The following is a 24,202-nucleotide window of genomic DNA, read 5'->3' as shown; positions in this document are numbered from 1 at the left end:
GGGTGCTGAAAGATCGGGTCAAAGCGCAATCAAAGACGGGTGCGTTCCTGCGCCAGCAGGTAGAGGCGGTTCCACAGCAGGCGGTTGAAGCCCACCACGAACACCGCCATCACGCCGATGCCCAGCGCGATGCGGGGAAAGTCGCCCTTGGCGGTCATCTCCGCGATGTAGCTGCCCAGGCCCGTGGCCACCAGCGTGCGGTCGCCCCAGGTCACGTATTCGGACACGATGCTGGCGTTCCACGAGCCGCCGGCCGCCGTCACCAGCCCGGTCAGCAGGCTGGGGAACACCGCCGGCACCAGGAAGCGCTTCCACATCAGCCAGCCGCGCAGGCCGAAGTTGCGCGCGGCCAGCTTGAGCTCGGTGGGAATGCCAGAGGCGCCGGCGATCACATTGAACAGGATGTACCACTGCGTGCCGAAAATCATCAGCGGGCTGAGCCAGATCTCCGGGTTCAGGCCGAAGCGCACGATCAGCATGACCACCAGCGGGAACATCAGGTTGGCCGGGAAGGCCGCCAGGAACTGCGCCACCGGCTGGGCGATGCGCGCCGCCGCCGGGTTGAGCCCGATGCGGATGCCGATCGGCACCCAGATCAGCGCGGCCAGGAAGATCAGCACCACCACGCGTACCATCGTCAGCAGGCCGAGCCACAGCACGTGGCCCACTTCGGCCCAGCCCACCTCGGTGCGCACGAAGTGCATCACGCGGTACAGCGCCGCCACCGCGACGAGCGTGATCACGATGGTGCCGGCGCGCTCGATCCACAGCGCGCGCCGGGCGTCGCCGCCGCGCGACGCGGTGGCCTTGCGCCCCGAGCCCCAGGCCAGCGTGCGCTCGGCCAGCGCGGCGGTGCGCGCCAGCAGCAGGCTGACCCACTCCGAGCGGCGCAGCAGGTTGAGCAGCCACGATTGCGGCTCGTTCTCCTGCGCCAGGGTCTCGAAGCGGAAGCGGTCGGCCCAGGCGATCAGCGGGCGGAACAGCAGCTGGTCATAGAGCACGATGCCGACCAGCATGGCCAGGATGGCCCAGCCGATCGCGGCGAGGTTCTGCTGCTGGATGGCCAGCGAGATGTAGGAGCCGATGCCGGGCAGCTTGATGTCGTTGCCGGACACCGAGATCGCCTCGGACGCCACCACGAAGAACCAGCCGCCGGACATCGACATCATCATGTTCCACAGCAGCCCCGGCATGGCGAACGGCACTTCGAGGCGCCAGAACTTCTGCCACGCGGACAGCCGGAACATGGCCGCGGCCTCCACCAGGTCGCTGGGGATGGTGCGGATCGACTGGTACAGGCTGAACGCCATGTTCCACGCCTGCGAGGTGAAGATGGCGAAGATGGCCGCGCATTCCACCCCGACCAGGCTGCCCGGGAACAGCGCGATGAAGCCGGTCACGGTGATCGACAGGAAACCCAGCACGGGGATCGACTGCAGGATGTCCAGCGCCGGTACCATGACCTTCTCGGCCGTGCGGTTCTTCGAGGCCAGCGCGGCGAAGGCGAACGAGAACAGCAGCGACGCCGCCAGCGCCAGCAGCATGCGGATGCTGGTGCGCAGCAGGTAGTACGGCAGGTAGGCGATGTCGAGATGCACGTCCAGCGGCTCGCCGGGCCGGTAGGGCACGTCCATCTGCCGCGCGGCGAAGGCCACCAGCACGATCGCCGCCAGGATGATCGGCAGCAACGCCAGGTCGAAGCGGTTCGGCGGCGCGGTCAGCAACTGGCTGACGTAGCCAGGGGAGGTGCGCGCGCTGGCCTTGTCGTGTTCGGCTTGCTGCATTGTCTTGGCTGAAGTTCGGTGGCTGCGGTTGCCCGGCGGGACCGGGTGGCCCGGGGCCTGGATGGATCGGCGTGCGGGGCGGGGGCCGTGCGTGGATTCCGGAGGGGCGCCGGCCGGGTGCCGGCGCGTCGCTGTGCTGTCGGCGTTACCTCAAGCGGCCTGCCCATACTGGTAACGCTTAGGGTAGCCACCTAGTTTACCTATATCGCATGGCAAGGCCGTTTCATGCGGCGGCGTGGAGAAAGCAGATGGAACAGCAGACGGGACCCCAGTGGGCGCATCGGCCGACAACGTGGCACCTCGTGGTCACGGGGCGCGTGCAGGGCGTGGGCTACCGCGCCGCGTGCGAGGACCGGGCGCGCGCGCTGGGGCTGGGCGGCTGGGTGCGCAACCGGCGCGACGGCTCGGTGGAGGTGATGGCCTACGGCCCGCCCGAGCGGCTCGCGGCGCTGCGCGAGTGGATGCGCGGCGGGCCGCCGGCCGCGCAGGTCGATGGCCTGCGGGTGGAAGCCGGCGCGGGCGTGTTCGACAGCTTCGACTGCCTGCCGACGGTCTAGCGCGCGGGGGCCTGATGAGCGTGGCTCGCGCGCCAGTCGACCGGCGCCATGCCGTGCCGCTCCAGCCACGCGTTGGCCAGCTTGAAGTGGCCGCAGCCGAGAAAGCCGCGATGCGCGGACAGAGGCGACGGATGCGGCGCTTCGAGCACGTAGTGCGTGCCCGCCAGCAGCGGCTTCTTGGCCTGCGCGTGGCTGCCCCACAGCAGGAAGACCAGGTTGGGGCGGGCCGCGGACAGGGCCCGGATCAGGCAGTCCGTCACCGCTTCCCAGCCGCGCCGGGCGTGGCTGGCGGCCTGGCCTTGCTCCACCGTCAGCACGGTGTTGAGCAGCAGCACGCCCTGGCGCGCCCAGCCTTCCAGGTTGCCGGAGGCGGGCGGCGCCGCGTTGTCGCCGTACTCGGCGGCGATTTCCTTGAAGATGTTGCGCAGGCTCGGCGGCACGCGCACGCCGTCCGGCACCGAGAAGGCCAGGCCGTGCGCCTGCGGGATCTCGTGGCCGCCTACCGTGCCGGTGCCGTGGTACGGGTCCTGGCCGAGGATCACCACCTTGACCGTTTCGGGCGGGGTGAGGTGCAGCGCGTGGAAGACGTCGCGCGGGAACACCGGCTTGCCGGCGGCGCGCTCGCCGTCGACGAAGGCGGCGAGTTCCCGCCAGCCTTCGCCGTGCATGCAGGGCGCGAGCAGCTCGCGCCAGGCGGCGGGCAGCGCGGCGGCCTGGGCGTCCAGGCCGTCGGCGGGCGGGGGCGCCTTGGTGGCGGCCGGGGCGAACAGGTCGGCCTGCGCGCTCGTGGGTTTGCTCATGCGGATGCCTGCGGGAAAGGGATCGGGAAAGGGATCAGGGAAAGGGATCAGGGAAAGGTTCGGCGAGGGCGCGTCAGGCGTCGGCCGTGCCCGCGAGCCGGTAGCCGCGCGCGGCCTTGCTCTGGTCGGAAGGCTTGAGCGGCGCCACGTTCTGCAGGCGCCGCGCCAGCGCGCGCAGCGCGGCTTCGGCGGCGGCCTGCGCCGGGCCCTGGCCGTCCTTGCCGGGCAGCCATTCCAGCTCGAGTTCGTGGATGGCGTCGCGCGCGCCGGCGCCGGGCACCGTGATCTCGCCCACGTCGAGCGCGGCCTCGATGCGCGCGCCGTCCTGCTCGACCAGCCAGGTGCGGCGCGTGAAGTCGGTGCGGAACACCGGCGCCAGCGCGGCGGCCAGCGGCGCGAGCAGCTCGCGCGCCTCGGGCGGAAAGGCGCCGAGCTCGATAGCCTCGGCGGCGGTCGCGGTTTCCCACTCGTTGCGGGCGGCCAGCCCCGCCTCGCTCCTGCCGGCGGTCTTGAGCGTCTGCAGCCACTGCGCGCCGCGGCGGCGCAGCCGCAGCGCGGCGCGCGCGCGGGCCAGGTCGCGCGCGGGGGTGTCGAGGTAGACGTTGAGCAGCGTGTGCTCGCCGCGCGCCTCGCCGTGCGCGTCCAGCCATGCCGCCAGCGCGGGCATGGCGCCGTCGGGCACCGCCAGCTTGAGTTCGATTTCCTGGGCCATGTCGGTGTGCGGCTCCGGTGGGTGTGCGGGTGTGCGTGCGATTGGGCGTGCGGGCGTGCGGTCGGGCGACGCGGCCGGACGATGCCGGCCGGGTCAGGCGAACAGGCGCGCCAGCTCCACGCCCGGCTCGGGCGCGCGCATGAACGCCTCGCCGACCAGGAACGCGTGCACGTCGGCATCGCGCATGCGCTGCACGTCGGCCGGGCCGAGGATGCCGGACTCGGTCACCACCAGCCGTTCGGCCGGAATGCGCGGCAGCAGGTCCAGCGTGTTGTCGAGCGAGACCTCGAAGGTGCGCAGGTTGCGGTTGTTCACGCCGAGCAGCGGCGTCTTCAGGCGCAGCGCGGCGTCGAGCTCCTCGCCGCCGTGCACTTCCACCAGCACGTCCATGCCGAGCTCGTGGGCGCAGGCTTCGAGCTCGGCCATCAGGCCGGGGTCGAGCGCGGAGACGATCAGCAGGATGGCGTCGGCGCCCCAGGTGCGCGCTTCATAGACCTGGTACAGGTCGATCATGAAGTCCTTGCGCAGCGCGGGCAGCGGGCAGGCGCCGCGCGCGCGCCTGAGGAAGTCGGGATGGCCCTGGAAGAAATTCACGTCGGTCAGCACCGACAGGCAGGCCGCGCCGTGGCTGGCGTAGCTCTCGGCGATCGCCTCGGGCACGAAGTGCTCGCGCAGCACGCCCTTGGACGGCGAGGCCTTCTTCACCTCGGCGATCACGCCGGCGTGGCCGGCGGCGATCTTCTCGCGCAGCGCGCGCTCGAAGCCGCGCGGCGCCAGGCCGGGCTCGGCGCGCAGGCTCTCGGCCTCGGCGCGCAGGCTGGGCAGGTCGCGCTTCTTGCGCGCGGCGCTGACCTCGTCGGCCTTGACGGCCAGGATCTTGTTCAGGATGTCGGACATGCGGGTTTCTCTTGCGGTGCGCGGCGCGCGGTGCGGATTACTTGAACTGCTGCGTGGCGCGCACGAACTGGTCGAGCTTCCCGCGCGCGGCGCCGCTGGCGATGGCCTCGCGCGCGCGGCGGATGCCGTCCTCGATCGAGCCGGCCACGTTGGCGGCGTACAGCGCGGTGCCGGCATTGAGCGCGACGATCTCGCGCGGCGTGCCGGGCACGTCGGTCAGCGCTTCGAGCAGCATTGCCTTCGATTCGATGGCGTCGGCCACCTTGAGGCCGCGGTTGGAGATCATCGACAGGCCGAAGTCCTCGGGGTGGATCTCGTACTCGCGCACCTCGCCGTCCTTGAGCTCGCCGACCAGCGTGGCGGCGCCGAGCGAGACCTCGTCCATGCCGTCCTTGCCGTACACCACCAGCGCGTGCTTGGCGCCCAGGCGCTGCATCACGCGCACCTGGATGCCGACCAGGTCGGGGTGGAACACGCCCATCAGGATGTTGGGCGCGTCGGCCGGGTTGGTGAGCGGGCCGAGGATGTTGAAGATGGTGCGCACGCCCATTTCCTTGCGGATCGGCGCCACGTTCTTCATGGCCGGGTGGTGGGTGGGCGCGAACATGAAGCCGATGCCGGTCTGCTCGATGCACTGGCCGACCTGCTCGGGCGTGAGCATGATGTTGACGCCGAGCGCCTCCAGCACGTCGGCGCTGCCCGACTTGGAGCTCACGCCGCGGTTGCCGTGCTTGGCGATGCGCGCGCCGGCCGCGGCCGCGACGAACATCGAGGCGGTGCTGATATTGAAGGTGTGCGAGCCGTCGCCGCCGGTGCCGACGATGTCGACGAAGTTCTCGCGGTCCTTGATTGAACCCAGCGGCACCTTGTTGGCGAACTCGCGCATCACCTGCGCCGCGGCCGAGATCTCGCCGATGGTTTCCTTCTTCACGCGCAGCCCGGTCAGGATGGCCGCGGCCATCACCGGGGAGATCTGCGCCTGCATGATCTGCCGCATCAGGTGCAGCATTTCGTCATGGAAGATCTCGCGGTGTTCGATGCAGCGGGTGAGGGCTTCCTGTGGCGTGATGGACATGGCGGTCTCGTTCGTGTCGTGGGCAGGCGCGGGCGCGGTGGCGATGGGGGTGTCGAGCCGCCTCATCGGCGCGCCTTGAGGAAGTTGGCCAGCAGCGCGTGGCCGTGCTCGGACAGGATCGACTCGGGGTGGAACTGCACGCCCTCGATGTCGAACTCCTTGTGGCGCACGCCCATGATCTCGCCGTCCGGCGTCCACGCCGTCACTTCCAGGCAGGCCGGCAGCGTCTCGCGCTCGATCGCCAGCGAATGATAGCGCGTCACGTCGAAGTGCCGGGGCAGGCCGGCGAACACGCCTTCCTGCGTGGTCTCGATGCGGCTGACCTTGCCGTGCATGACCTGCTTGGCGCGGATCACCTCGCCGCCGAAGGCCTCGCCGATGGCCTGGTGGCCCAGGCACACGCCCAGCAGCGGCACCTTGCCGGCGAAGTGCTGCAGCACCGCCACCGAGATGCCGGCTTCCTTGGGGCTGCACGGCCCGGGCGAGACGCAGATGTGGTCGGGCTTGAGGGCCTCGATCTCCTCGATGGTGATCTCGTCGTTGCGGTAGGTGCGCACGTCGGCGCCGAGTTCGCCGAAGTATTGGACGAGGTTGTAGGTAAACGAATCGTAGTTGTCGATCATCAGCAGCATGGCGGTTCCCTGTTCCCTGGCGTTCAGATGTCCGAGTCCAGGCCGTCCTGGACCTGCTCGGCGGCGCGGATCACGGCGCGCGCCTTGGCTTCGGTTTCCCTCCATTCGGCTTCGGGGTCGGAGTCGGCGACGATGCCGGCGGCGGCCTGCACGTACAGGTTGCCGTCCTTGACGATGCCGGTGCGGATGGCGATGGCCAGGTCCATCTCGCCGCCGAACGACAGGTAGCCCACCGCGCCGCCGTAGATGCCGCGCTTGCGCGGCTCGAGCTCGTCGATGATCTCCATCGCGTGCACCTTGGGCGCGCCCGACAGCGTGCCGGCCGGGAAGGTGGCGCGCAGCACGTCGAGGTTGCTCATGCCGGGCTTGAGCGTGCCTTCGACCGAGCTGACGATGTGCTGCACGTGCGAGTATTTCTCGATCACCATCTGGTCCGTGACCTTGACCGAGCCGATCTCGGCGATGCGGCCGATGTCGTTGCGCGCGAGGTCGATCAGCATCACGTGCTCGGCGATCTCCTTCGGGTCGCCGAGCAGCTCGGTGGCGAGCTGCGCGTCCTTCTCCGGCGTGTTGCCGCGCGGGCGCGTGCCGGCCAGCGGGCGGATGGTGACGATGTGGTCTTCGCGCTGGTCGCCGTTGCTGCCGCTGCGGCGGGTTTCCTGGCGCACCAGGATCTCGGGCGAGGCGCCCACGATCTGGAAGTCGCCGAAGTTGTAGAAGTACATGTACGGCGACGGATTGAGCGAGCGCAGCGCGCGGTACAGCGACAGCGGCGCGTCGCGGTACGGCTTGACCAGGCGCTGGCCGATCTGCACCTGCATCATGTCGCCGGCCATGATGTATTCCTTGGCCTTGTGCACGGCGGCGAGGTAGTCGGCCTTGTCGAACTCGCGGAACACCTCGGTCTGCACCGACGGGCTCGTGACCGGCACGTCCACCGGCTGGCGCAGCTTCATGCGCAGCTCGCGCAGGCGCTGGCGCGCGCGGGCGTAGGCCTCGGGCGTGGTCGGGTCGGCGTAGACGATCAGGTAGAGCTTGCCGGACAGGTTGTCGATCACGGCCAGCTCCTCGCACAGCAGCAACTGGATGTCGGGCAGGTTGAGGTCGTCCGGCTTCTGCGTGGCGGCCAGCTTTTTCTCGATGTAGCGCACCGCGTCGTAGCCGAAGTAGCCGGCCAGGCCGCCGCAGAAGCGCGGCAGGCCGGGGCGCAGCGCCACCTTGAAGCGCTGCTCGAAGGCGGCGATGAAGTCGAGCGGGTTGCCTTCGTGGGTTTCCACCACGTGGCCGTCGGTCACGACTTCGGTGCGCATGCCGTGCGCGCGCAGCAGCGTGCGCGCGTGCAGGCCGATGAAGGAGTAGCGGCCGAAGCGCTCGCCGCCCACCACCGATTCGAGCAGGAAGGTGTTGACCCCGCGCGTCTGCGACTGCGCCAGCTTGAGGTAGAGCGAGAGCGGCGTTTCCAGGTCGGCGAACGCCTCCGCGATCAGCGGGATGCGGTTGTAGCCCTGCTCGGCCAGCGATTTGAATTCCAGTTCGGTCATGTCGATCCTCTTGTGCGGCGGCGCGGTGCCCTGGGCTGTGCGCTCGCCGCGATGTCGGCAACTTGGGGCTGGAAGGTCGTCAGACCCGCCCCGGGGAAGGACCTGGCGCGGAACAAGCGTCCGCGCACGGCCGGGGTGGGCGTGCAGCGCGTTCGGGGGACAGCAGGCGCGGGGCCTGGGATGTCGGGCGGCTGGGAATACTGTGAAGGTCCGGCAACCTGCCGGTCTGGCCGGCCCCGTTCCATGTTAGTGCATCGACGATGCAGCAGATCCGGGAAGACGGGGGCGGTCAGGAGACTCGCGAACGCACTTTACGCCTGTTGGAAGGCACGCCAGCGACGCCAGGGCCAGGCCTGCCGATCACTGCCAGAAGAGATGCGCTTGCGGTTCAGAAACATGAAATCGTGTTCAGCGATTTACGGTTTGGATGCGGCGGTCCGGAGAAAACCGTTGGGTCGTGTCCGGCGCCGCTGGAGGCTTGCCTGGCTCTTGCCGCCGGTGCCCGATCCGCCAATCGCTTTATCTGCAATGTGACGCAAGCACCTCAGCCGCCTGGGCAATGGAATCGACTATACCATCGGCGTCGACGCCTTGTACAGGGTTGCCGTGGTTGTAGCCGTAAGGCACCAGCAGCACGCCCATGCCGGCCGCGCGCGCGGCGCGGGCGTCGTTTTCCGAGTCGCCGATGGCGGCCATCTCGGCTGCTTCCAGCCGGAACGCCTCGGCCACCTTGAGCAGCGGCAGCGGATCGGGCTTGCGCAGGGCGAAGGCGTCGCCGCCGTAGACCAGCTCGAAGAAGCGCGCCAGGCCGGTCCTGGCGAGCAGCGGCTCGGTGAAGTTGTGCGGCTTGTTGGTGACGCAGGCCAGGCGCAGGCCGGCGCCCTTGAGCGCGGCCAGCCCTTCGGCCACGCCGGGGTAGACGTGCGAGAACTGGCCGTTGATGTGGATGTACTCGCGGTCGTACAGCGCCAGCGCGTCGGCGAACATGCCGTTGGCGTGGGCCGGCGAGAGGCGCGCGTCGAGCACGCGCCGGATCAGGTTTTCCGAGCCCTTGCCGACGAAGCTGACGATCTGCTCGCGCGCCAGCGGCGCCAGCGGCCCGAGATGCGGGTGCAGATGCGCCAGCGCGGCCAGCATGGCGTTGACCGCGGCGTGGAAGTCGCCGGCGGTGTCGACCATCGTGCCGTCCAGGTCGACGATGACGCCGCGGATGCCGCGCCAGTCGGTGCGCTTGAGCCGGGCCGTGCTCATTGCCGGCCCGCCTTGGCTGCCTTGGCCAGCTCGGCGCGCAGCGCCGCCAGCACGCCCTTGTAGCCGCCGTCGGCATCCGGCTTGCCGAACACGGCCGAGCCGGCCACGAAGGTGTCGGCGCCGGCCGCGGCGATCTCGGCGATGTTGTCCACCTTCACGCCGCCGTCCACCTCCAGCAGGATGCGCCGGCCGGTGCGCTCGGCGTAGGCGTCGATGCGCTGGCGCGCGGCGCGCAGCTTGTTGAGCGTCTCGGGGATGAAGGACTGGCCGCCGAAGCCCGGGTTGACCGACATCAGCAGGATCACGTCGAGGCGGTCCATGACGTGGTCGAGGTGGTTCAGCGGCGTGGCCGGGTTGAACACCAGCCCGGCCTGGCAGCCGTGGTCGCGGATCAGCGCGAGCGTGCGGTCGACGTGCTCGCTGGCTTCCGGGTGGAAGGTGATGATGTTGGCGCCGGCCTTGGCGAAGTCCGGCACGATGCGGTCCACCGGGCGCACCATCAGGTGCACGTCGATCGGCGCCGTCACGTGCGGGCGGATCGCCTCGCACACCAGCGGGCCCACGGTCAGGTTCGGCACGTAATGGTTGTCCATCACGTCGAAGTGGATCCAGTCGGCGCCGTCCGCGGTCACGCGCTTGACTTCTTCGCCCAGGCGGGCGAAGTCGGCGGACAGGATGGAGGGGGCGATGCGGTAGTCGGCGGTGCTCATGGCGGCGGGCTCGTGGGGGTGCGTTCAGCGCAAATCCAGCGCGAAGTCCGGTATTTTACCCTTCCCGGGCGGGGCAAGGCCGCCATGCCGGACGCGCCGCGCCCGGGCGCGCGGCTTGCCGCACCCCCGGCGTTGCCGCACAATGCGGCTACCCTATCCTGCCGCGATGTGCCGACAATGAGCGAATACGCGTTTTCCGTGGCCGTGCGTACCCAGTACCTGGCCGACCAGTCCGACCCCGAGCGCGGGCGCCATGCCTTCGCCTACACCATCACCATCCACAATACCGGCGAGGTGGCCGCGCAGCTCATCTCGCGCCACTGGGTCATCATCGACAGCGACAACGGCACGCAGGAGGTGGCCGGCCTCGGCGTGGTGGGCCACCAGCCGCTGCTCAAGCCGGGCGAGCACTTCGAATACACCAGCTGGGCCACCATCTCGACGCCGATCGGCTCGATGAAGGGCGAATATTTCTGCGTGGCCGAGGACGGCCACCGCTTCGAGGTGCCGATTCCGGAGTTCGCGCTGGTGCTGCCGCGCATGCTCCACTGATGGCCGGTGCCGGCGCGGTGCCGATGTGATGCCGATGTGATACGAATGTGGCGAGGAACCTAGTGCCCCGGCGCGCTGTCCTGATCCTGGCGGGCGGCGCTGCCGTCCTGGGCCGCGCGCGAGGGATGATCGTCGGGCGCGCGGGTGGGGCGCGGGTTCTTTTTCGCCGTGCCCATCGTCCAGACCACGATGAAGATCAGCAGGAAGAGCGCCACGCCGGCCTCGAGGGCGAACAGCAGCATGGGATGGGCTTCGAAAAACTGGCTCATGGCAGGATCACTTGGAGGCGACGCTGGGCATTGTAGGGCATCGGCAGATGCGGCCGTCCTCGCGGTTCCGAGTTCTTACCCAATCAAGATGGCTTATCCGGATTCCTTTCCCCGTTTCTCCTTTTTCCTGCCGGCGCCCGTGTCCGGCGCCGCGCGCGCGCGGCGCGCCGGCTGGCTCGCGCTGGCCGCGGCGGCGACGCTGCTGGCCGGCTGCATGAGCGGGCCGCCGCCGCGTGTCGAGGGGCCCGGCGGCGCGCGCCCCGGGGTGCCGCCGGCCGCCTCCGGCCAGAAGGGCCAGTTGCAGGCCGCCAGTTGGGCCGAGATCGGCGGCTGGAGCCAGGACGACGTGCGCGCCGCGTGGCCGGCGCTGCAGGCCAGCTGCCAGGCGCTCAAGAAGCGCGCCGAATGGAACCGCGTCTGCGCGATCGGCCTGATGGTCGACGCCGGCGACCTGGGCGCCATGCGCGCCTACTTCGAATCCAACTTCCAGCCGTACCGCGTGGTCAACGGCGACGGCACCGACAGCGGCCTGATCACCGGCTACTACGAGCCGATCCTGCACGGCTCGCGCACGCGCCAGGGCCAGTACCAGATTCCGCTCTACCGCAAGCCGGCCCAGTGGGGCAGCCGGCCGCTGCCGGCGCGCGGCGAGCTGCTGCAGAACCCGGCGCTGCGCGGCCACGAGCTGGTGTGGGTGGACGACGCCGTGGAAGCCGCGTTCCTGCAGATCCAGGGCTCGGGCCGCATCCGCCTGCAGGACGGCACCACGATGCGGGTGGGCTTCGGCGGCACCAACGACCAGCCGTTCCGCTCGTTCGGCAAGTGGCTGCTGGACCGCGGCGAGATCACGCCGGCGCAGGCCACCATGCAGGGCATCAAGGGCTGGGCGCGCTCCAATCCGGGCCGCGTGGACGAGATGCTCAACGTCAATCCGCGCTTCGTGTTCTTCCGCGAGCTGCCGCCGACCAACGAAGGCCCGGTCGGCGCGCTCGGCGTGCCGCTGACCGCGGAGCGCTCGATCGCGGTCGATCCGGCCACCATTCCGCTCGGCGTGCCGGTGTTCCTGTCCACCACGCGGCCGCTGTCGGCCGAGCCGATCCAGCGCCTGATGTTCGCGCAGGACACCGGCTCGGCCATCAAGGGCGGGGTGCGCGCCGACTTCTTCTGGGGCGCCGGCGACGCGGCCGGCGAGGCCGCCGGCCGCATGAAGCAAGGCGGCCGCATGTGGGTGCTGATGCCGCGCAGCTAGGCCGGAGCAATGGCGCCGGCGGTGCGTCCGCTCAGCGCGGGCGCTGGTCGACGATGCGGCGCGCCTTGCCGACCGAGCGCTCGACGCCGCCGGCGGGCAGGATCTCGATGCCGACGGTCACGCCGATGTAGGCCTTGATGTCGTAGGTCAGCTTTGCGCTGGCCTGCCGCGTGCCGGCCGGGTCCACGCCGTGCGCGCACTCCACGCGCACGGTCAGCACGTCGAGATGGCCATCCTTGGTCAGCACGCACTGGTAGTGCGGCGCCAGCTCGGCGTGCCTGAGGATCAGCTCCTCGATCTGCGAGGGGAACACGTTGACGCCGCGGATGATCATCATGTCGTCCGAGCGGCCCGTGACCTTCTCCATGCGGCGGAACGCGGCGCGCGCGCTGCCGGGCAGCAGGCGGGTCAGGTCGCGCGTGCGGTAGCGCACGATGGGCAGCGCTTCCTTGCTCAGCGTGGTGAAGACCAGCTCGCCGAATTCGCCGTCGGGCAGCACCTCGCCGGTGTCCGGGTCGATCACCTCCGGGTAGAAATGATCCTCCCAGATGGTCGGGCCGTCCTTGGTCTCGGCGCATTCGCTGGCCACGCCCGGCCCCATCACTTCCGACAGCCCGTAGATGTCCACCGCCGAGATGCCCAGGCGCTTCTCGATGGCCACGCGCATCTCGGGCGTCCACGGCTCGGCGCCGAAGATGCCCACGCGCAGCGAGGTGGAGGCCGGGTCGATGCCCTGGCGCTCGAACTCGTCGGCGATTGCCAGCATGTAGCTCGGCGTGACCATGATGACCTCGGGTTTGAAGTCCTGGATCAGCTGCACCTGGCGCTCGGTCTGGCCGCCGCCGAACGGGATCGCGGTGAGGCCGGCCTTCTCCACGCCGTAGTGCGCGCCGAGGCCGCCGGTAAACAGGCCGTAGCCGTAGCTGATGTGCACCTTGTCGCCGCGCCGCGCGCCGGCCGCGCGCACCGAGCGCGCCACCACGGTGGCCCAGTTGTCGATGTCGTTGAGGGTGTAGCCCACCACCGTGGGCTTGCCGGTGGTGCCCGACGAGGCGTGGATGCGCGCGATGCGGTCCTGCGGCACGGCGAACATGCCGAACGGATAGTTGTCGCGCAGGTCCTGCTTGGCGGTGAACGGAAAGCGGGCGAGGTCGGCCAGCGAGCGCAGCTGGTCCGGGTGCACGCCGGCGGCGTCGAACTTGCGGCGGTAGACCGGCGAGTTCCGGTAGGCGTGGTCGAGCGACCATTTCAGGCGCTCGAGCTGCAAGGCCTGCAATGCGTCGCGGCTGGCGGTCTCGATCGGCTCTAGCGGCAGATCTGTGAGGCGCGTGCTCATGGTGTCTCCTGCGCGTTGGGGGCTTGTGTTTCCGGCTGGCGTTTTGCGGGGGGGGGGGTATGGCGGCGAAGCCTACCGCGCGGGCTCGGGCGGGGCGACCACGTGGCCCTTGATCTGCGCGGACTTGCCGCGGAACATCGCCACGGTCTCGCCGGCGCGGTTGGTGACGCGGATGTCGTAGATGCCGTGCCGCCCGGACAGGACCTGCTCGGTGGCCTCGGCCGTGAGCAGGTCGCCGCCGTGCACGGGCTTGAGGAACTCGATGCTGCAGCCGGCCGCCACCGTGTTGATGTTGTGGCTGTTGCAGGCGAAGGCGAAGGTGGAATCGGCCAGCGTGAACATCAGCCCGCCGTGGCAGATGCCGTGGCCGTTGAGGAATTCGGGCCGCACCGGCATCGACAGGCGCGCGTAGCCGGGGCGCACGGCCTCGAGGGTGATGCCGAGCCAGCGGCTGCAGGCATCGGCTTCGTACATGCTGGCGGCGGCCGCTTCGGCGAGGGCCTGTGGAGTCTGGGTCAAGCTGGTCTCCTGGTGGGGCGGGGAGGCGTGGGGAAGGCGTGCAATCGCCGGGCGTTGAAGCGGGCGTTGAGGCAAGTGGCCTAGCGCCCGGTGAAGCGGGGCGCGCGCTTTTCCAGGAAGGCGTTCACGCCCTCCGCGTAGTCATGCGAGGCGCCGAGCTCGCGCTGCAGGTCGCGCTCCAGGTCGAGCTGGGCGTCGAGCCCCTGGCTCGCGCCGGCATGCATGGCGTGCTTGATGGCCGCCAGCGCGCGCGTGGGCTGCGCCGCCAGGTGCGTGGCCAGCGCCAGCGCCTGCTCGGGCAGCAGCGGGTCGTCCATGACTTCCCAGATCAGGCCCCATTTCTCGGCCTCGTCGGCGCCGAGCTTGTCGCCGGTCATTGCCAGCCCGAGCGCGCGCGCCATGCCGACGCGCCTGGGCAGCAGCCAGGTGCCGCCCGAATCCGGGACCAGGCCGATCTTGACGAAGGCCTGGATGAAGCTGGCCGAGCGCGCCGCCAGCACCATGTCGCAGGCCAGCGCCAGGTTGGCGCCAGCGCCCGCGGCGGTGCCGTTGACGGCGGCCACCACCGGCAGGGGCAGCTTCTGCAGGCGGCGGACCAGCCGGTTGAACCAGACGTCGATCAGCTCGCCCAGATCGGTCATGGCGCCCGGCGTGAAGTCCAGGTCGGCCAGGTCCTGCCCGGCGCAGAAGCCGCGGCCCGCGCCGGTCAGCAGCAGCGCGCGGGCGCCGCCGGCCTCGACGTGGTCGAGCGCCTGCTGGAGCACGGCGTGCATCTCGCGCGTGAAGGCATTGAGCTTGTCGGGGCGGTTGAGCGTGATGACCGCGACCTGGCCGTGCCAGGCGAGCAGTACCGGGCCGGAAGTCAGGCTGGCCTGAGGGGGCGTGTCTGGCATCGTTGTCTCCTGCCTTGGGTGGTGGCTGGTGGTCCTGGCCGGCGCGCGGCCTCTCTTCCATATGGGAGGCGTTGTGGCCCAACAAAAAGGCCCGATAAAATTAACCGACCAGTCGGTCGGCAAATGATAGCAACTTATCCGGCGGTGCGGAAGCGGGTCGCGCGCCATTTTGAGCGCGCGCTCCGGTCCGGACCCGCCGCTGGCCCCGGCGCGCATTGCCGACCCGGCTGCCGGCGGGCGTGGCTCGTTTACCCCACTACGGGACCGGTCGCCGCAGGCCTGCCGATCGGGCGGGGCCGGTTATGCAACAATGGCCCTCACGATACTTGAATTGGCAAGTTCACGGTGCCCGCGAAGGGTTTCCGCACAGCAGGCTCCCGCAAAGCAACATATGTCCGATCGGCTCAACCAATCGCAGGACTTCGAGGACGGCATCGCGGTTGCCGTTGCCATCGTCGGGCGCGATGCACGCGGCGAGCTTGCCGTCACCGCCTGCAACGACCACTTCTTCCGGATTACCGGCGGCGCGCGCGCGGAGATGCCGGTTTTTCCCGCCGCGTTCGACGCGCTGTTTCCCGGCGGCGCGCAGCCCGGGTTCCGCGCGAAACTCCAGGAATGCTTCCGGTTCGGCGCCTCGCAGGAATTCGAGCAGGCATTTCCTCAGGCACCCGGGCAGGCATCCGAGCAGGCATGCGGCCGCCCCGAAGGCGCGCGGCGCTGGCGCCTCACGCTGAAACCCTTCCGGCATGCGGACGGCGGCGCGGCCGTGTCCGAGATTCTCGTGACCGGCGTCGACATCACCGCGAAGCTGCATCTCGCGCACGAGCTGGAAGTCAGCACCTCGCGCTTTCGCGCGGTGGTCGACTCGGCCTACGACGCGATCGTCACGATCGACGAGCAGCGCAACATCACGCTGTTCAACCGCGCGGCGGAGAACCTGTTCGGCTACGCCTCGGCCGAGGTGATCGGGCAGCCGATCGAAACCCTGCTGCCGGAAAAATTCCGCGCGCGCCATCCGCAGCACGTGCGGCAGTTCGCGGACTCGGTGCAGATGAGCCTGCGCTCGCTGAGCCCGCCGCGCATGGACGAGAGCAACAGCGTGTACGGGCGGCATCGCGACGGCACCATCATCCCGGTCGAAATCTCGATCTCCAAGATCAACGTGGACGGCGTGACCGAGTTCACCGCGGTCATCCGCGACATCACCGACCGCGCCCGGCTGATCGAGCTGCTGAAGAAGCAGGCCGTGACCGATGCCCTGACCGGCCTGCCGAACCGCCGCGAGTTCCTGGACTTCGTCGACAAGGTGCTCGGCACCGACGACATCGTGTCGGTGTTCATTCTCGACATCGATTTCTTCAAGAAGATCAACGACGGCTTCGGCCACGACGTCGGCGACGAGGTGCTGCGCGTGCTGGCGAAGGCCGGCATGTCGATCGCGCACGAGTCCAAGCTGTTCGCGCGCTGGGGCGGCGAGGAGTTCGTCGCGGCCCTGCCCGGCGCGGATGCCGGGCTCGCGCGCAGCATCGCGGAGCGGCTGCGCCAGCGCGTGGCGCAGCAGGACTTCGAGCACGCGTGGCGCGTGGAGCCGGTTCCGTTCACCGTCAGCATCGGCGTGGTCACGCGCGAGTCCGGCGAGTCCGACGTCGACGCGCTGATGCGGCGCGCGGACCGCGCGCTCTACCGGGCCAAGGCATCCGGGCGCAATCGCGTCGAGGTCGGATAGGCGCGGTGCCTCGCCGCCGCCGCCATCAGGGCCGGCGGCGGCGCCGGATCATGCGGCCGCTGCCCGCGATGCCTCCAGCGTATCGCGCTTGATCTTCCTGGCGAGCGACCACTTGTGGACCTCGGTCGGGCCGTCGTAGATGCGGAACGCGCGCAGCTCGCGGAACGCCTGCTCGACGATGGTGTCGCGCGACACGCCGTTGCCGCCCAGGACCTGCACGCAGCGGTCGGCCACCCGGTAGAGCGCCTCGGACACCGCCACCTTCGTCATGGAGCTTTCGGCGGTGCCGGACGAGCCGGCGTCGAGCACGCCGGCGCACCAGTCGATCATCAGCGCGGCCTGCTGCAGGTCGATCAGGTTCTCCGCGAGCATGAAGCCCACGCCCTCGTGGTCGATCAGCAGCTTGCCGAACGCCTTGCGCGTGGTGGCATACGCGCGCGCGATCTCGTCGGCGCGCGTCACGGTGCCGAACCAGCGCATGCAGTGCGACAGCCGCGCCGGCGACAGGCGCACCTGCGCATAGCGGAAGCCTTCGTCGGCCTCGCCCAGCACCTGGCCGGCGGGCACGCGCAGGTCGTCGATCACGACCTGCGCATGGCCGCCGGGCATCGAGCTGTCGATGGTGTCGAGCACGCGCTCGAGCCGGATCGCCGGGTGCGGCAGGTCGACCAGGAACATGGTGGCGCGCGCGTGCTCGCCCTCGCCGGTGCGCGCCATCACGATGCCGACCGCCGCGCCTTCTGCGCCGGTGATGAACTTCTTGCGGCCGCGGATGATCCAGTCATCGCCGTCGCGCACGGCGGTGGTCTGCAGCATCGACGGGTCCGACCCGGCGCCGCCGTCCTCGGCGGGCTCGGTCATGAAGAACGCCGAGCGTGCTTCGCCGCTGACCAGCGGCGCCAGGAAGCGCGCCTTCTGCGCCGCGGTGCCCACCTTGCCGAGCAGGTACATGTTGCCCTCGTCGGGCGCCATCGTGTTGACCGCGACCGGCCCGAGCGGCGACAGGCCCGAGCGCTTGAGCACGGCCGCGGTCTCGCGCTGGCTCAGGTGCGACCCGTCGGGCAGGATGTGCGGCGTCATCACGCCGGCGGCGCGCGCCAGGCCGCGCAGTTCCGCGACGAGCGCGGCCGACGGGCCGTGCGCGGCGCAGCGCGGATCCTGCTCGTAGGGCACGACCACGTCGCGCACGAAGCGCTCGACGCGCTCGGCGATCTCGCGGCTTCTTTCGGTGGGACAGGCGGTGAACATGGCTGGCATCTCCTTGTGGCGTATCGGGCGGCCGTACAGGTCGGGCGGCGCATCCGCCGTTCGTGGTTGGTTTTCCACAGGATTGTAGGACAATCTTGTAGGATTGCGCCATCCCTCGCCAATGAAGGCGACCGGCCCGGCCCGCCCGCCGGATCCGCTAGAATTGCGCCCGTGACCACCGCACCCACATCCTTCTCCCCTCCCGCCGGCGCCGGCGCGCCGGACGACGCCGGCCAGAGCGCCTCCGACACGGTGTTCTTCGGCATCATGGGCGGCCTCGAGCTTGGCAGCTTCGTGCCGGGCCAGCGGCTCGTGGAAGCGGATCTCGCCACGCAGTTCGGCGTGGGCCGCAACTCCGTGCGCGAGGCGCTGCAGCGGCTGGCCGCCGAGGGCATCGTCGAGCTGCCGCGCCATCGCGGCGCGGTGATCCGGCGCCTGAGCCTGCAGGACACGCTCGACGTGCTCGACGTGGCCGAGCGCATGACCGGCCTGCTCGCGCGCGCCGCCGCGCGCGGCAGCGGCGACCGCGCGCACGCGCAGGCCCTGCGCGCCGCGGTGCAGGCGCTGGCGGGCGCGGGCAAGGCCGAGAAGGCGGAGAAGGCGGAACGGGCGGAGCGGACGCGCCCGGGCGAGGCGTTCTCGGGCGCGCGCCGGCATTTCTATCGCACGCTGCTGGAGATGGGCGGCAACCGCGAGCTGCGCCGGCTGTTCCCGACCATCCACATGCCGGTCGTGCATGCGCAGCACCGGCTCGCGTCGCTGCAGCAAATGCGGCTGGCCGACTACCGGCGCATCGCCGCGGCGGTGCTCGCGGGCGATCCCGACGAGGCCGAAGCCGCCGGCGCCGCGCACGTGCAGAACGTGCGCGCGGCGATTCTCGCCGGCCAACCCGGCTAGTCCCGCATCGGGGCGCCGCGCCGCGCGCTTTCGCCGTGCCCGCGGCGAGATCACATGGCGTGCCTGGCCGCTTCCTCGCGCAGCGCGGCGACGTCGCGCCGCGGCGGCGAGCCGAACATGCGCGCGTATTCGCGGCTGAACTGCGACGGGCTTTCATAGCCGACCTGGAACGCCGCGGTCTCGACATTGGCGGCGTCGGCCGCCATCAGGCGGCGCGCCTCCAGCAGGCGCAACTGCTTCTGGTATTGCAGCGGCGTCATCGAGGTCAGCGCCTTGAACTGCCGGTGGAACGCCGAAGGGCTCATCTGCGCGGTCAGCGCCAGCTCCTCGATGCGCACCGGCTGCGCGAAGCGCTCGCGCAAGGCGTGGATGGCGCCGATGACGCGCTGCGCGTGGCTGTTGGCCAGCGCCAGCCGCGCGATCTCGCCGCCGTGCGGGCCGGTCAGCAGCCAGTAGCTGATCTCGCGCATGAGCAGCGGGTGGAGCATCGGGATGGCGCGCGGCGTATCGAGCAGGCGCACCATGCGCAGCGCGCAGTCGGCCAGCGGTCCGTCGAAGTCGGTGACGAACACGCCGGAGCGGGCCTCGCCGCTGGCCTGCGGCGGCGCATCCAGCGCTTCCATCACGTCGCGCATGATGGCCAGGTCGAACTCGATGACCACGCCGAGATACGGCTTGTCCGGACTGGCCTCGACGACGCGGCCGAACGCCGGCGCTTCGACGCTGACGATCAGCGCCTGCCCCGCGCGGTAGTCGAACCGCTTGTCGCCGAAGGTCGTCCATTTCGCGCCCTGCACGACGATGCACAGCGCGGGCTTGAAGATCAGGAGGCTGGGCGGCTTCTCGCGGTTCGAGCGCAGGATCGTGAGGCCGTCGATGGCCGTGGCGAACGGGCTCGCGCCGGTCTGCGCGTCGGTGTAGCGGGTGACGGCATCCAGCAGGGCATCGGGCGGGGTATCTGGCATGTGCGGGTCTCGCTGCGTCTGGCATTCCCGGCCGTTATAGCCACCTCGGCAGGATTAGGCAAGAAACAGGCGAGTTTCGGCATTCAACGCGGACGCGCGCGGGACTACCTTGTCACCACGCCAAACCACTTGCAGGAGCCAGCCATGCCCAACTACACCAGCAGCACCGATGCGCGCGCCCCGATCGCCATCGTCACCGGCGGCAGCCGCGGCATCGGCCGCAATACGGTGCTCAGCCTCGCCCGGCGCGGGGTCGATTCGATCTTCACCTACCACGCCAACCGCGCCGAAGCCGCGCAGGTGAGCGCAGAGGCCGAAGCGATGGGGCGCCGCGCCGTCGCGCTGCAGCTCGACGCCGGCGACAGCGCATCGTTCGACCGTTTCGTGCAGGCGGTCCGGCAGGCGCTGGCCGGCCTGGGCGCCGCGCGCTTCGACTACCTCGTCAACAATGCGGGCACCTCGCTGCACAACGCCTTCGCGCAGACGACCGAGGACGAGGTGGACAGCATCTACCGCATTCACTTCAAGGGGGTGTTCTTCCTGACGCAGAAGCTGCTGCCGCTCATCAACGACGGCGGGCGCATCGTGAACATTTCCTCGGGGCTGACGCGCGTGGCGCTCCCCGGCGTGGCGGCCTACGCGGCCATGAAGGGCGCGGTCGAGGTGCTGACGCGCTGCATGGCCAAGGAGCTCGGCCCGCGCGGGATCGCCGTCAACACCGTCGCCCCGGGCGCGATCGCCACCGACTTCAGCGGCGGCATCGTGCGCGACAACCCGGAGATGAACAAGCGCGTGGCGGACATGACGGCGCTCGGCCGCGTCGGCGAGCCGGACGACGTCGGCCCGATGATCGCCGCGCTGCTCTCCGGCGACAACCGCTGGGTCAACGCGCAGCGCATCGAGGTCTCGGGCGGCATGGCGATCTAGCGCTCACCGGTGCCAGTAGCCGACGCCGTAGTGCCACGCCCCGTAGGGCGGATACTTTCGCATGGCATTCATGATCCTCTCCTTGCTGGTCGATGCCGCGCGCTGGCGGCATCGGGACGACTGCATTGTGGCCGCGCAGAGTGAGGAGAGAATGAGGCGCCGGTCCGGGCGCCCGCCGGCGCGCGCGCCGGCGGGCCGCGCTCATTTTCGGCTCATTGTGGCTGCTTAGCATGGGTTGCACGGACCCCGGCGGCGCAGAACGAACGCCGGCGGGGTCCGGTTCGAAACCCACCGGAGACCACCATGTTCGACACCCTGATGCTCAAGCTGAACCACTGGATGGAACGCAGCGCGCAGCGCCGCACCGAAGCCTGGCTGGCTTCGTCCAACGATGCCGACGAACTCGACCGCCGTCTGCGCGAGATGGATAGCCGCGGGCGCATCTACTGACGCCCGCCAGCCGCCAGGCCGGCGCCCTGGCCGGCGCGGCGGCGCCGCGCTACGTGGCCGGGATGCTCCAGCCCAGTCCGCGCACGTTGCGGATGACGGTGCTGCCGAACTTGCGGCGGATGCTGTAGATGATGGCGTCGACGGCGTTGCTCTCGACTTCCTCGCCCCAGCCGTACAGCCGTTCCTCCAGCTGCTCGCGCGACAGGATGGCGTTGGGCCGCTCGAGCAGCGCCAGCAGCAGCGCGTACTCGCGCGCGGACACGTTTTCCGTGCGGCCGTCGAAGCTCAACTGGCGCGCGTTGATGTCGAGCACGACCCGGCCGTGGCCGATGGTCGCGCTCGCGTAGCCCGACTTGCGCCGCACCACGGCGCGGATGCGGGCCAGCAGTTCCTTGCTCTCGAAGGGCTTGACGACGTAGTCGTCGGCGCCCAGGTCGAGCCCGGCGACGCGCGTGTCGACGTCGTCGCGCGCGGTGATGATGAGGACCGGCGTGGGGTTGTTGTCGCCGCGCAGCCATTGCAGCAGCGCCATGCCGTCCATGCCGGGCAGGCCGAGGTCGAGCAGGATGGCGGTGTAGGAGCCGTCCGCGATGGCGGAGCGGCCGAGATCGCCGTTGCGCACCCAGTCGACGCTGCACGACGCATCCTTCAGCGCATGCACCAGGCTCTGGCCGATCTGCGGATCGTCCTCGATCAGCAGGATTCTCATGGCAACGATCCTCCCTCGGGCGGCGCCGCGGCTAACGCGGCTATTGTATGGGCAGCACGATGCGCGCCACAACGCCCGAGGCGCCGTCCGGGCGCGCCGCCAGCGTCACGCGGCCGCCGTGGTTGGCCGCCAGCGTCTGCGCGATGGCCAGGCCCAGGCCGCTGCCTTCCTCGTCGGGGGCGCCGCCGCGGAAAAAGCGGTCGAACACGCGCGCGCGGTCGGCCGGCGGGATGCCGGGGCCGTTGTCCGCCACCTCGATCACGGCGCTGGCGCCCTCGCGCAGCACGCTGACGTCGACGCGGCAGTCCGCGCCGTCCGCACCCGCACTCGCGCCCGCGCCGCCGTAGCGGATCGCGTTGTCGATCAGGTTCTTGACCAGCACGCGCAGGTCGGCCTCGGCGCACACCAGCGAGATGTCGTCGAGGCGCTCGGCGCCAAGGTCGACGCCGCAGTCGATGGCCAGCGGCAGCAGGTCGGCGATGACATCGGTCACGACCTGTGGCAGCGACACCGCCTGCGGGGCGTTCTGTGCGCCGCCCATCTCGGCGCGCGCCAGGCCCAGCAACTGCGCGATCAGCGAAGCGGTGCGGCGGATGCCGCGCTGCAGCTCGTCGAGCCGCCCGTCGCGGTCGGCCGGCGTGGCCTGGCGCAGGTTGTCCACCTGCAACTGCATCGCGGTGATCGGCGTGCGCAGCTCGTGCGCGGCATTGGCGATGAAGCGGCGCTCCGCCTCGATCAGCGTCGACAGCCGGTCCATCATGCGGTTGATCGAGTCGAGGAAGGGGCGCAGCTCGTCGGGCGCCTCCTTGTCTTCCAGCGGCTGAAGGTGGTTCAGGTCCGCGCGCGCCGCGCGCTGGCCAAGCCGCTCCAGCGGGCGCAGCGACAGCCGCACGGTGACGTGCACGATCAGCACCAGCAGCGGCAGCAGCGCCACCACCGGCAGCGCCGCCCACAGCGCGACGCGCCAGGCGTTGACGCGGCGCACGCGGCGCTGCTCGGCGATCTGCAGGTAGGCATCGCCGGCCTGCAGGGCGAACGCATCCCAGAGCTGGCCGCCGGCCTCCAGCGACGAGAAGCCGGGCCGGGCGCGCGGCAGCGTCACGCCGGGATCGCTGGTGTGGCCGGGGCGCGCGCCGTCGCCGGGGCCCCACACCTGCACCACCACGTTCTTGGCCGGCAGCGGCGCGCCGCCCGGCAGCGTCGGCGGGGTGGCCGGGGTGCGGCGAACGGCGGCGGCGGCCTCCTGCAGGTCGTCGTTGAACTGGTTGCCGAGGCTGCGCACGACCAGGTAGGCGCCGAGCGCCCCCAGCAGGCCGACCAGCAACGCGAGACTGCCGAGCGCCACGCTGAGGCGGCGGTGCAACGATCTGGCGACAAACGGGTTGGCCATCGCGGGCTCCGGTCGGTGCGATGGGGCGAGTGTGCCTCAGCCGCCGGCGGGTGCCAACCTGGCCGCATGGCGGCCCCGCGCCATATAGCCAGCGCTTGCCAGAGCGGGTATCGTCTCGCGGACGACTGACACCGGTCCACCATCGATCCACTTCCAAGGAGGAGAAGACATGCCGTATGACAACATCCTGGTCGAAACCCGCGGGCGCGTCGGCCTGGTGACGCTGAACCGTCCCAAGGCGCTCAATGCGCTCAACGACGCGCTGATGGACGAGCTGGGCGCCGCGCTGGCGGCTTTCGACGCCGACGAAGCCATCGGCAGCATCGTGATCACCGGCAGCGAGCGCGCCTTTGCCGCTGGCGCCGACATCGGCATGATGGCCAAGTACTCCTATATGGATGCGTACAAAGGCGACTACATCACGCGCAACTGGGAAACCATCCGCCGCATCCGCAAGCCGGTGATCGCCGCGGTGGCCGGCTACGCGCTCGGCGGTGGCTGCGAGCTGGCGATGATGTGCGACATCATCATCGCGGCGGACAGCGCCCGCTTCGGCCAGCCGGAAGTGAAGCTGGGCACCATGCCCGGCGCCGGCGGCACCCAGCGCCTGCCGCGCGCGGTGTCCAAGGCCAAGGCGATGGACCTGTGCCTGACCGCGCGCATGATGGACGCGGCCGAGGCCGAGCGCGCCGGCCTGGTGTCGCGCGTGGTGCCCGCCGACAAGCTGATCGAGGAAGCGCTGGGCGCGGCCGAGACCATCGCCGGCTTCTCGCTGCCGGTGGTCATGATGATCAAGGAATCGGTCAACGCCGCCTACGAGACCAGCTTGTCCGAGGGCGTGCACCTGGAGCGGCGCCTGTTCCATTCGACCTTCGCGACCGAGGACCAGAAGGAAGGCATGGCGGCATTTGTGGAGAAACGCGCACCCGCGTTCAAGCATCGCTGAATCTTGATAGGGGAATACCCGAGTAACTCCATCGGGTATTCCTGCCGCTCCGTTTTTCGGAAATACGGTATTTCCCTTAAAGATCAATGGCTTGATCTTGTCCGTTCGGGCTTGTCTTCATATTCGCGTAACAAATCGATTGCCAAGGCTCGATTGGGGCCTTAATA

25 protein-coding genes are annotated in these 24,202 nt (G+C 70.2%); 8 read left to right on the top strand and 17 right to left on the bottom strand.

Annotated features, from left to right (window positions below):
* Positions 1–29: 29 nt before the first annotated feature.
* On the bottom strand, positions 30–1,784 hold the full coding sequence (locus tag KF708C_RS32385) for an ABC transporter permease (RefSeq protein ID WP_020201975.1): 1,755 nt from the start codon (positions 1,782–1,784) through the stop codon (positions 30–32).
* A 248-nt stretch (positions 1,785–2,032) separates the two neighbouring features.
* On the opposite strand from KF708C_RS32385, the gene KF708C_RS32380 reads away from it, so the two are divergent.
* Positions 2,033–2,341 carry an acylphosphatase gene (locus KF708C_RS32380; protein WP_020423708.1) on the top strand — a complete coding sequence of 103 codons (309 nt, stop codon included), beginning with the start codon at positions 2,033–2,035 and terminating at the stop codon, positions 2,339–2,341.
* Here KF708C_RS32380 and KF708C_RS32375 read toward each other — a convergent pair.
* The 8 genes from KF708C_RS32375 to rpe all read right to left on the bottom strand — a co-directional run bounded on the left by KF708C_RS32375 (position 2,338) and on the right by rpe (position 9,959).
* Positions 2,338–3,141, bottom strand: coding sequence for a uracil-DNA glycosylase (locus KF708C_RS32375; RefSeq protein ID WP_059415886.1), 804 nt, complete (start codon positions 3,139–3,141; stop codon positions 2,338–2,340). The genes KF708C_RS32380 and KF708C_RS32375 overlap by 4 nt on opposite strands.
* Before the next feature lie 73 nt (positions 3,142–3,214).
* Complete coding sequence (locus KF708C_RS32370; RefSeq protein ID WP_059415883.1) at positions 3,215–3,853, bottom strand: CYTH domain-containing protein; 639 nt, start codon at positions 3,851–3,853, stop codon at positions 3,215–3,217.
* A 93-nt stretch (positions 3,854–3,946) separates the two neighbouring features.
* Positions 3,947–4,750 (bottom strand): indole-3-glycerol phosphate synthase TrpC, encoded by an 804-nt coding sequence (trpC, locus tag KF708C_RS32365; RefSeq protein WP_059415879.1) that lies wholly within the window; start codon positions 4,748–4,750, stop codon positions 3,947–3,949.
* A 37-nt stretch (positions 4,751–4,787) separates the two neighbouring features.
* The gene (gene trpD, locus KF708C_RS32360) at positions 4,788–5,825 is read right to left on the bottom strand and encodes an anthranilate phosphoribosyltransferase (protein ID WP_043365885.1); all 1,038 of its coding nucleotides are present in this window, start codon (positions 5,823–5,825) and stop codon (positions 4,788–4,790) included.
* Positions 5,826–5,887: 62 nt separating this feature from the next.
* Positions 5,888–6,457, bottom strand: coding sequence for an anthranilate synthase component II (locus KF708C_RS32355; RefSeq protein ID WP_020201969.1), 570 nt, complete (start codon positions 6,455–6,457; stop codon positions 5,888–5,890).
* A gap of 23 nt (positions 6,458–6,480) precedes the next feature.
* Entirely contained in the window at positions 6,481–7,998 is a 1,518-nt protein-coding gene (gene trpE / locus KF708C_RS32350; RefSeq protein ID WP_059415877.1) for an anthranilate synthase component I, read from the bottom strand.
* Between the two features lie 519 nt (positions 7,999–8,517).
* Complete coding sequence (gene gph, locus KF708C_RS32345; protein ID WP_020201967.1) at positions 8,518–9,249, bottom strand: phosphoglycolate phosphatase; 732 nt, start codon at positions 9,247–9,249, stop codon at positions 8,518–8,520.
* A complete protein-coding gene (gene rpe / locus KF708C_RS32340; RefSeq protein WP_020201966.1) occupies positions 9,246–9,959 on the bottom strand; it encodes a ribulose-phosphate 3-epimerase in 714 nt (237 codons plus the stop codon). The genes gph and rpe overlap by 4 nt, the downstream gene beginning before the upstream one ends.
* A gap of 177 nt (positions 9,960–10,136) precedes the next feature.
* On the opposite strand from rpe, the gene apaG reads away from it, so the two are divergent.
* A complete protein-coding gene (gene apaG, locus KF708C_RS32335) occupies positions 10,137–10,511 on the top strand; it encodes a Co2+/Mg2+ efflux protein ApaG (protein ID WP_059415874.1) in 375 nt (124 codons plus the stop codon).
* Positions 10,512–10,570: 59 nt separating this feature from the next.
* Here the strand turns inward: apaG and KF708C_RS32330 are convergent, their stop codons facing one another.
* Positions 10,571–10,780: a hypothetical protein gene (locus tag KF708C_RS32330; protein WP_059415872.1), complete on the bottom strand. Its 210-nt coding sequence runs from the start codon at positions 10,778–10,780 to the stop codon at positions 10,571–10,573.
* Positions 10,781–10,868: 88 nt separating this feature from the next.
* Here KF708C_RS32330 and mltA point away from each other — a divergent pair, with 88 nt between their 5' ends.
* Positions 10,869–12,029, top strand: a complete 1,161-nt coding sequence (gene mltA / locus KF708C_RS32325) for a murein transglycosylase A (protein WP_020201963.1) — start codon at positions 10,869–10,871, stop codon at positions 12,027–12,029.
* Between the two features lie 31 nt (positions 12,030–12,060).
* On the opposite strand, the gene paaK is transcribed toward mltA, so the two are convergent.
* The 3 genes from paaK to paaG form a co-directional block, all read right to left on the bottom strand.
* The gene (gene paaK, locus KF708C_RS32320; protein ID WP_059415870.1) at positions 12,061–13,365 is read right to left on the bottom strand and encodes a phenylacetate--CoA ligase PaaK; all 1,305 of its coding nucleotides are present in this window, start codon (positions 13,363–13,365) and stop codon (positions 12,061–12,063) included.
* 72 nt (positions 13,366–13,437) lie between these two features.
* Complete coding sequence (gene paaI / locus KF708C_RS32315) at positions 13,438–13,884, bottom strand: hydroxyphenylacetyl-CoA thioesterase PaaI (protein WP_059415866.1); 447 nt, start codon at positions 13,882–13,884, stop codon at positions 13,438–13,440.
* Between the two features lie 80 nt (positions 13,885–13,964).
* The gene (gene paaG, locus KF708C_RS32310; RefSeq protein ID WP_020201960.1) at positions 13,965–14,777 is read right to left on the bottom strand and encodes a 2-(1,2-epoxy-1,2-dihydrophenyl)acetyl-CoA isomerase PaaG; all 813 of its coding nucleotides are present in this window, start codon (positions 14,775–14,777) and stop codon (positions 13,965–13,967) included.
* Positions 14,778–15,168: 391 nt separating this feature from the next.
* Between paaG and KF708C_RS32305 the strand changes: the two genes are divergently transcribed.
* Positions 15,169–16,503 carry a sensor domain-containing diguanylate cyclase gene (locus KF708C_RS32305; protein WP_059415860.1) on the top strand — a complete coding sequence of 445 codons (1,335 nt, stop codon included), beginning with the start codon at positions 15,169–15,171 and terminating at the stop codon, positions 16,501–16,503.
* Positions 16,504–16,551: 48 nt separating this feature from the next.
* Here KF708C_RS32305 and KF708C_RS32300 read toward each other — a convergent pair whose 3' ends face one another.
* The gene (locus tag KF708C_RS32300) at positions 16,552–17,751 is read right to left on the bottom strand and encodes an acyl-CoA dehydrogenase family protein (RefSeq protein WP_059415858.1); all 1,200 of its coding nucleotides are present in this window, start codon (positions 17,749–17,751) and stop codon (positions 16,552–16,554) included.
* Between the two features lie 252 nt (positions 17,752–18,003).
* Here KF708C_RS32300 and KF708C_RS32295 point away from each other — a divergent pair, with 252 nt between their 5' ends.
* Positions 18,004–18,648, top strand: coding sequence for a GntR family transcriptional regulator (locus KF708C_RS32295; protein ID WP_059415983.1), 645 nt, complete (start codon positions 18,004–18,006; stop codon positions 18,646–18,648).
* A 50-nt stretch (positions 18,649–18,698) separates the two neighbouring features.
* Here the strand turns inward: KF708C_RS32295 and KF708C_RS32290 are convergent, their stop codons facing one another.
* Positions 18,699–19,613, bottom strand: a complete 915-nt coding sequence (locus KF708C_RS32290) for an AraC family transcriptional regulator (protein WP_020201956.1) — start codon at positions 19,611–19,613, stop codon at positions 18,699–18,701.
* A 144-nt stretch (positions 19,614–19,757) separates the two neighbouring features.
* Here KF708C_RS32290 and KF708C_RS32285 point away from each other — a divergent pair, with 144 nt between their 5' ends.
* Positions 19,758–20,540 carry an SDR family NAD(P)-dependent oxidoreductase gene (locus tag KF708C_RS32285; RefSeq protein ID WP_059415856.1) on the top strand — a complete coding sequence of 261 codons (783 nt, stop codon included), beginning with the start codon at positions 19,758–19,760 and terminating at the stop codon, positions 20,538–20,540.
* A gap of 303 nt (positions 20,541–20,843) precedes the next feature.
* On the top strand, positions 20,844–20,990 hold the full coding sequence (locus tag KF708C_RS35250; RefSeq protein WP_020201953.1) for a DUF3563 family protein: 147 nt from the start codon (positions 20,844–20,846) through the stop codon (positions 20,988–20,990).
* Positions 20,991–21,039: 49 nt separating this feature from the next.
* Here KF708C_RS35250 and KF708C_RS32280 read toward each other — a convergent pair whose 3' ends face one another.
* Complete coding sequence (locus tag KF708C_RS32280; RefSeq protein ID WP_020201952.1) at positions 21,040–21,699, bottom strand: response regulator transcription factor; 660 nt, start codon at positions 21,697–21,699, stop codon at positions 21,040–21,042.
* A gap of 40 nt (positions 21,700–21,739) precedes the next feature.
* The gene (locus KF708C_RS32275; RefSeq protein ID WP_059415854.1) at positions 21,740–23,089 is read right to left on the bottom strand and encodes a sensor histidine kinase; all 1,350 of its coding nucleotides are present in this window, start codon (positions 23,087–23,089) and stop codon (positions 21,740–21,742) included.
* Between the two features lie 169 nt (positions 23,090–23,258).
* On the opposite strand from KF708C_RS32275, the gene KF708C_RS32270 reads away from it, so the two are divergent.
* Positions 23,259–24,035 (top strand): enoyl-CoA hydratase, encoded by a 777-nt coding sequence (locus KF708C_RS32270; RefSeq protein ID WP_059415852.1) that lies wholly within the window; start codon positions 23,259–23,261, stop codon positions 24,033–24,035.
* The last annotated feature ends 167 nt before the right edge of the window (positions 24,036–24,202 follow it).

Origin of the sequence: Cupriavidus basilensis (assembly GCF_000876015.1) — a bacterium.
GTDB classification, from domain to species: Bacteria; Pseudomonadota; Gammaproteobacteria; order Burkholderiales; family Burkholderiaceae; genus Cupriavidus; species Cupriavidus basilensis_B.
Note: the sequence above shows the minus strand (reverse complement) of the source record. Positions and strands in the feature narration are given on the sequence as shown.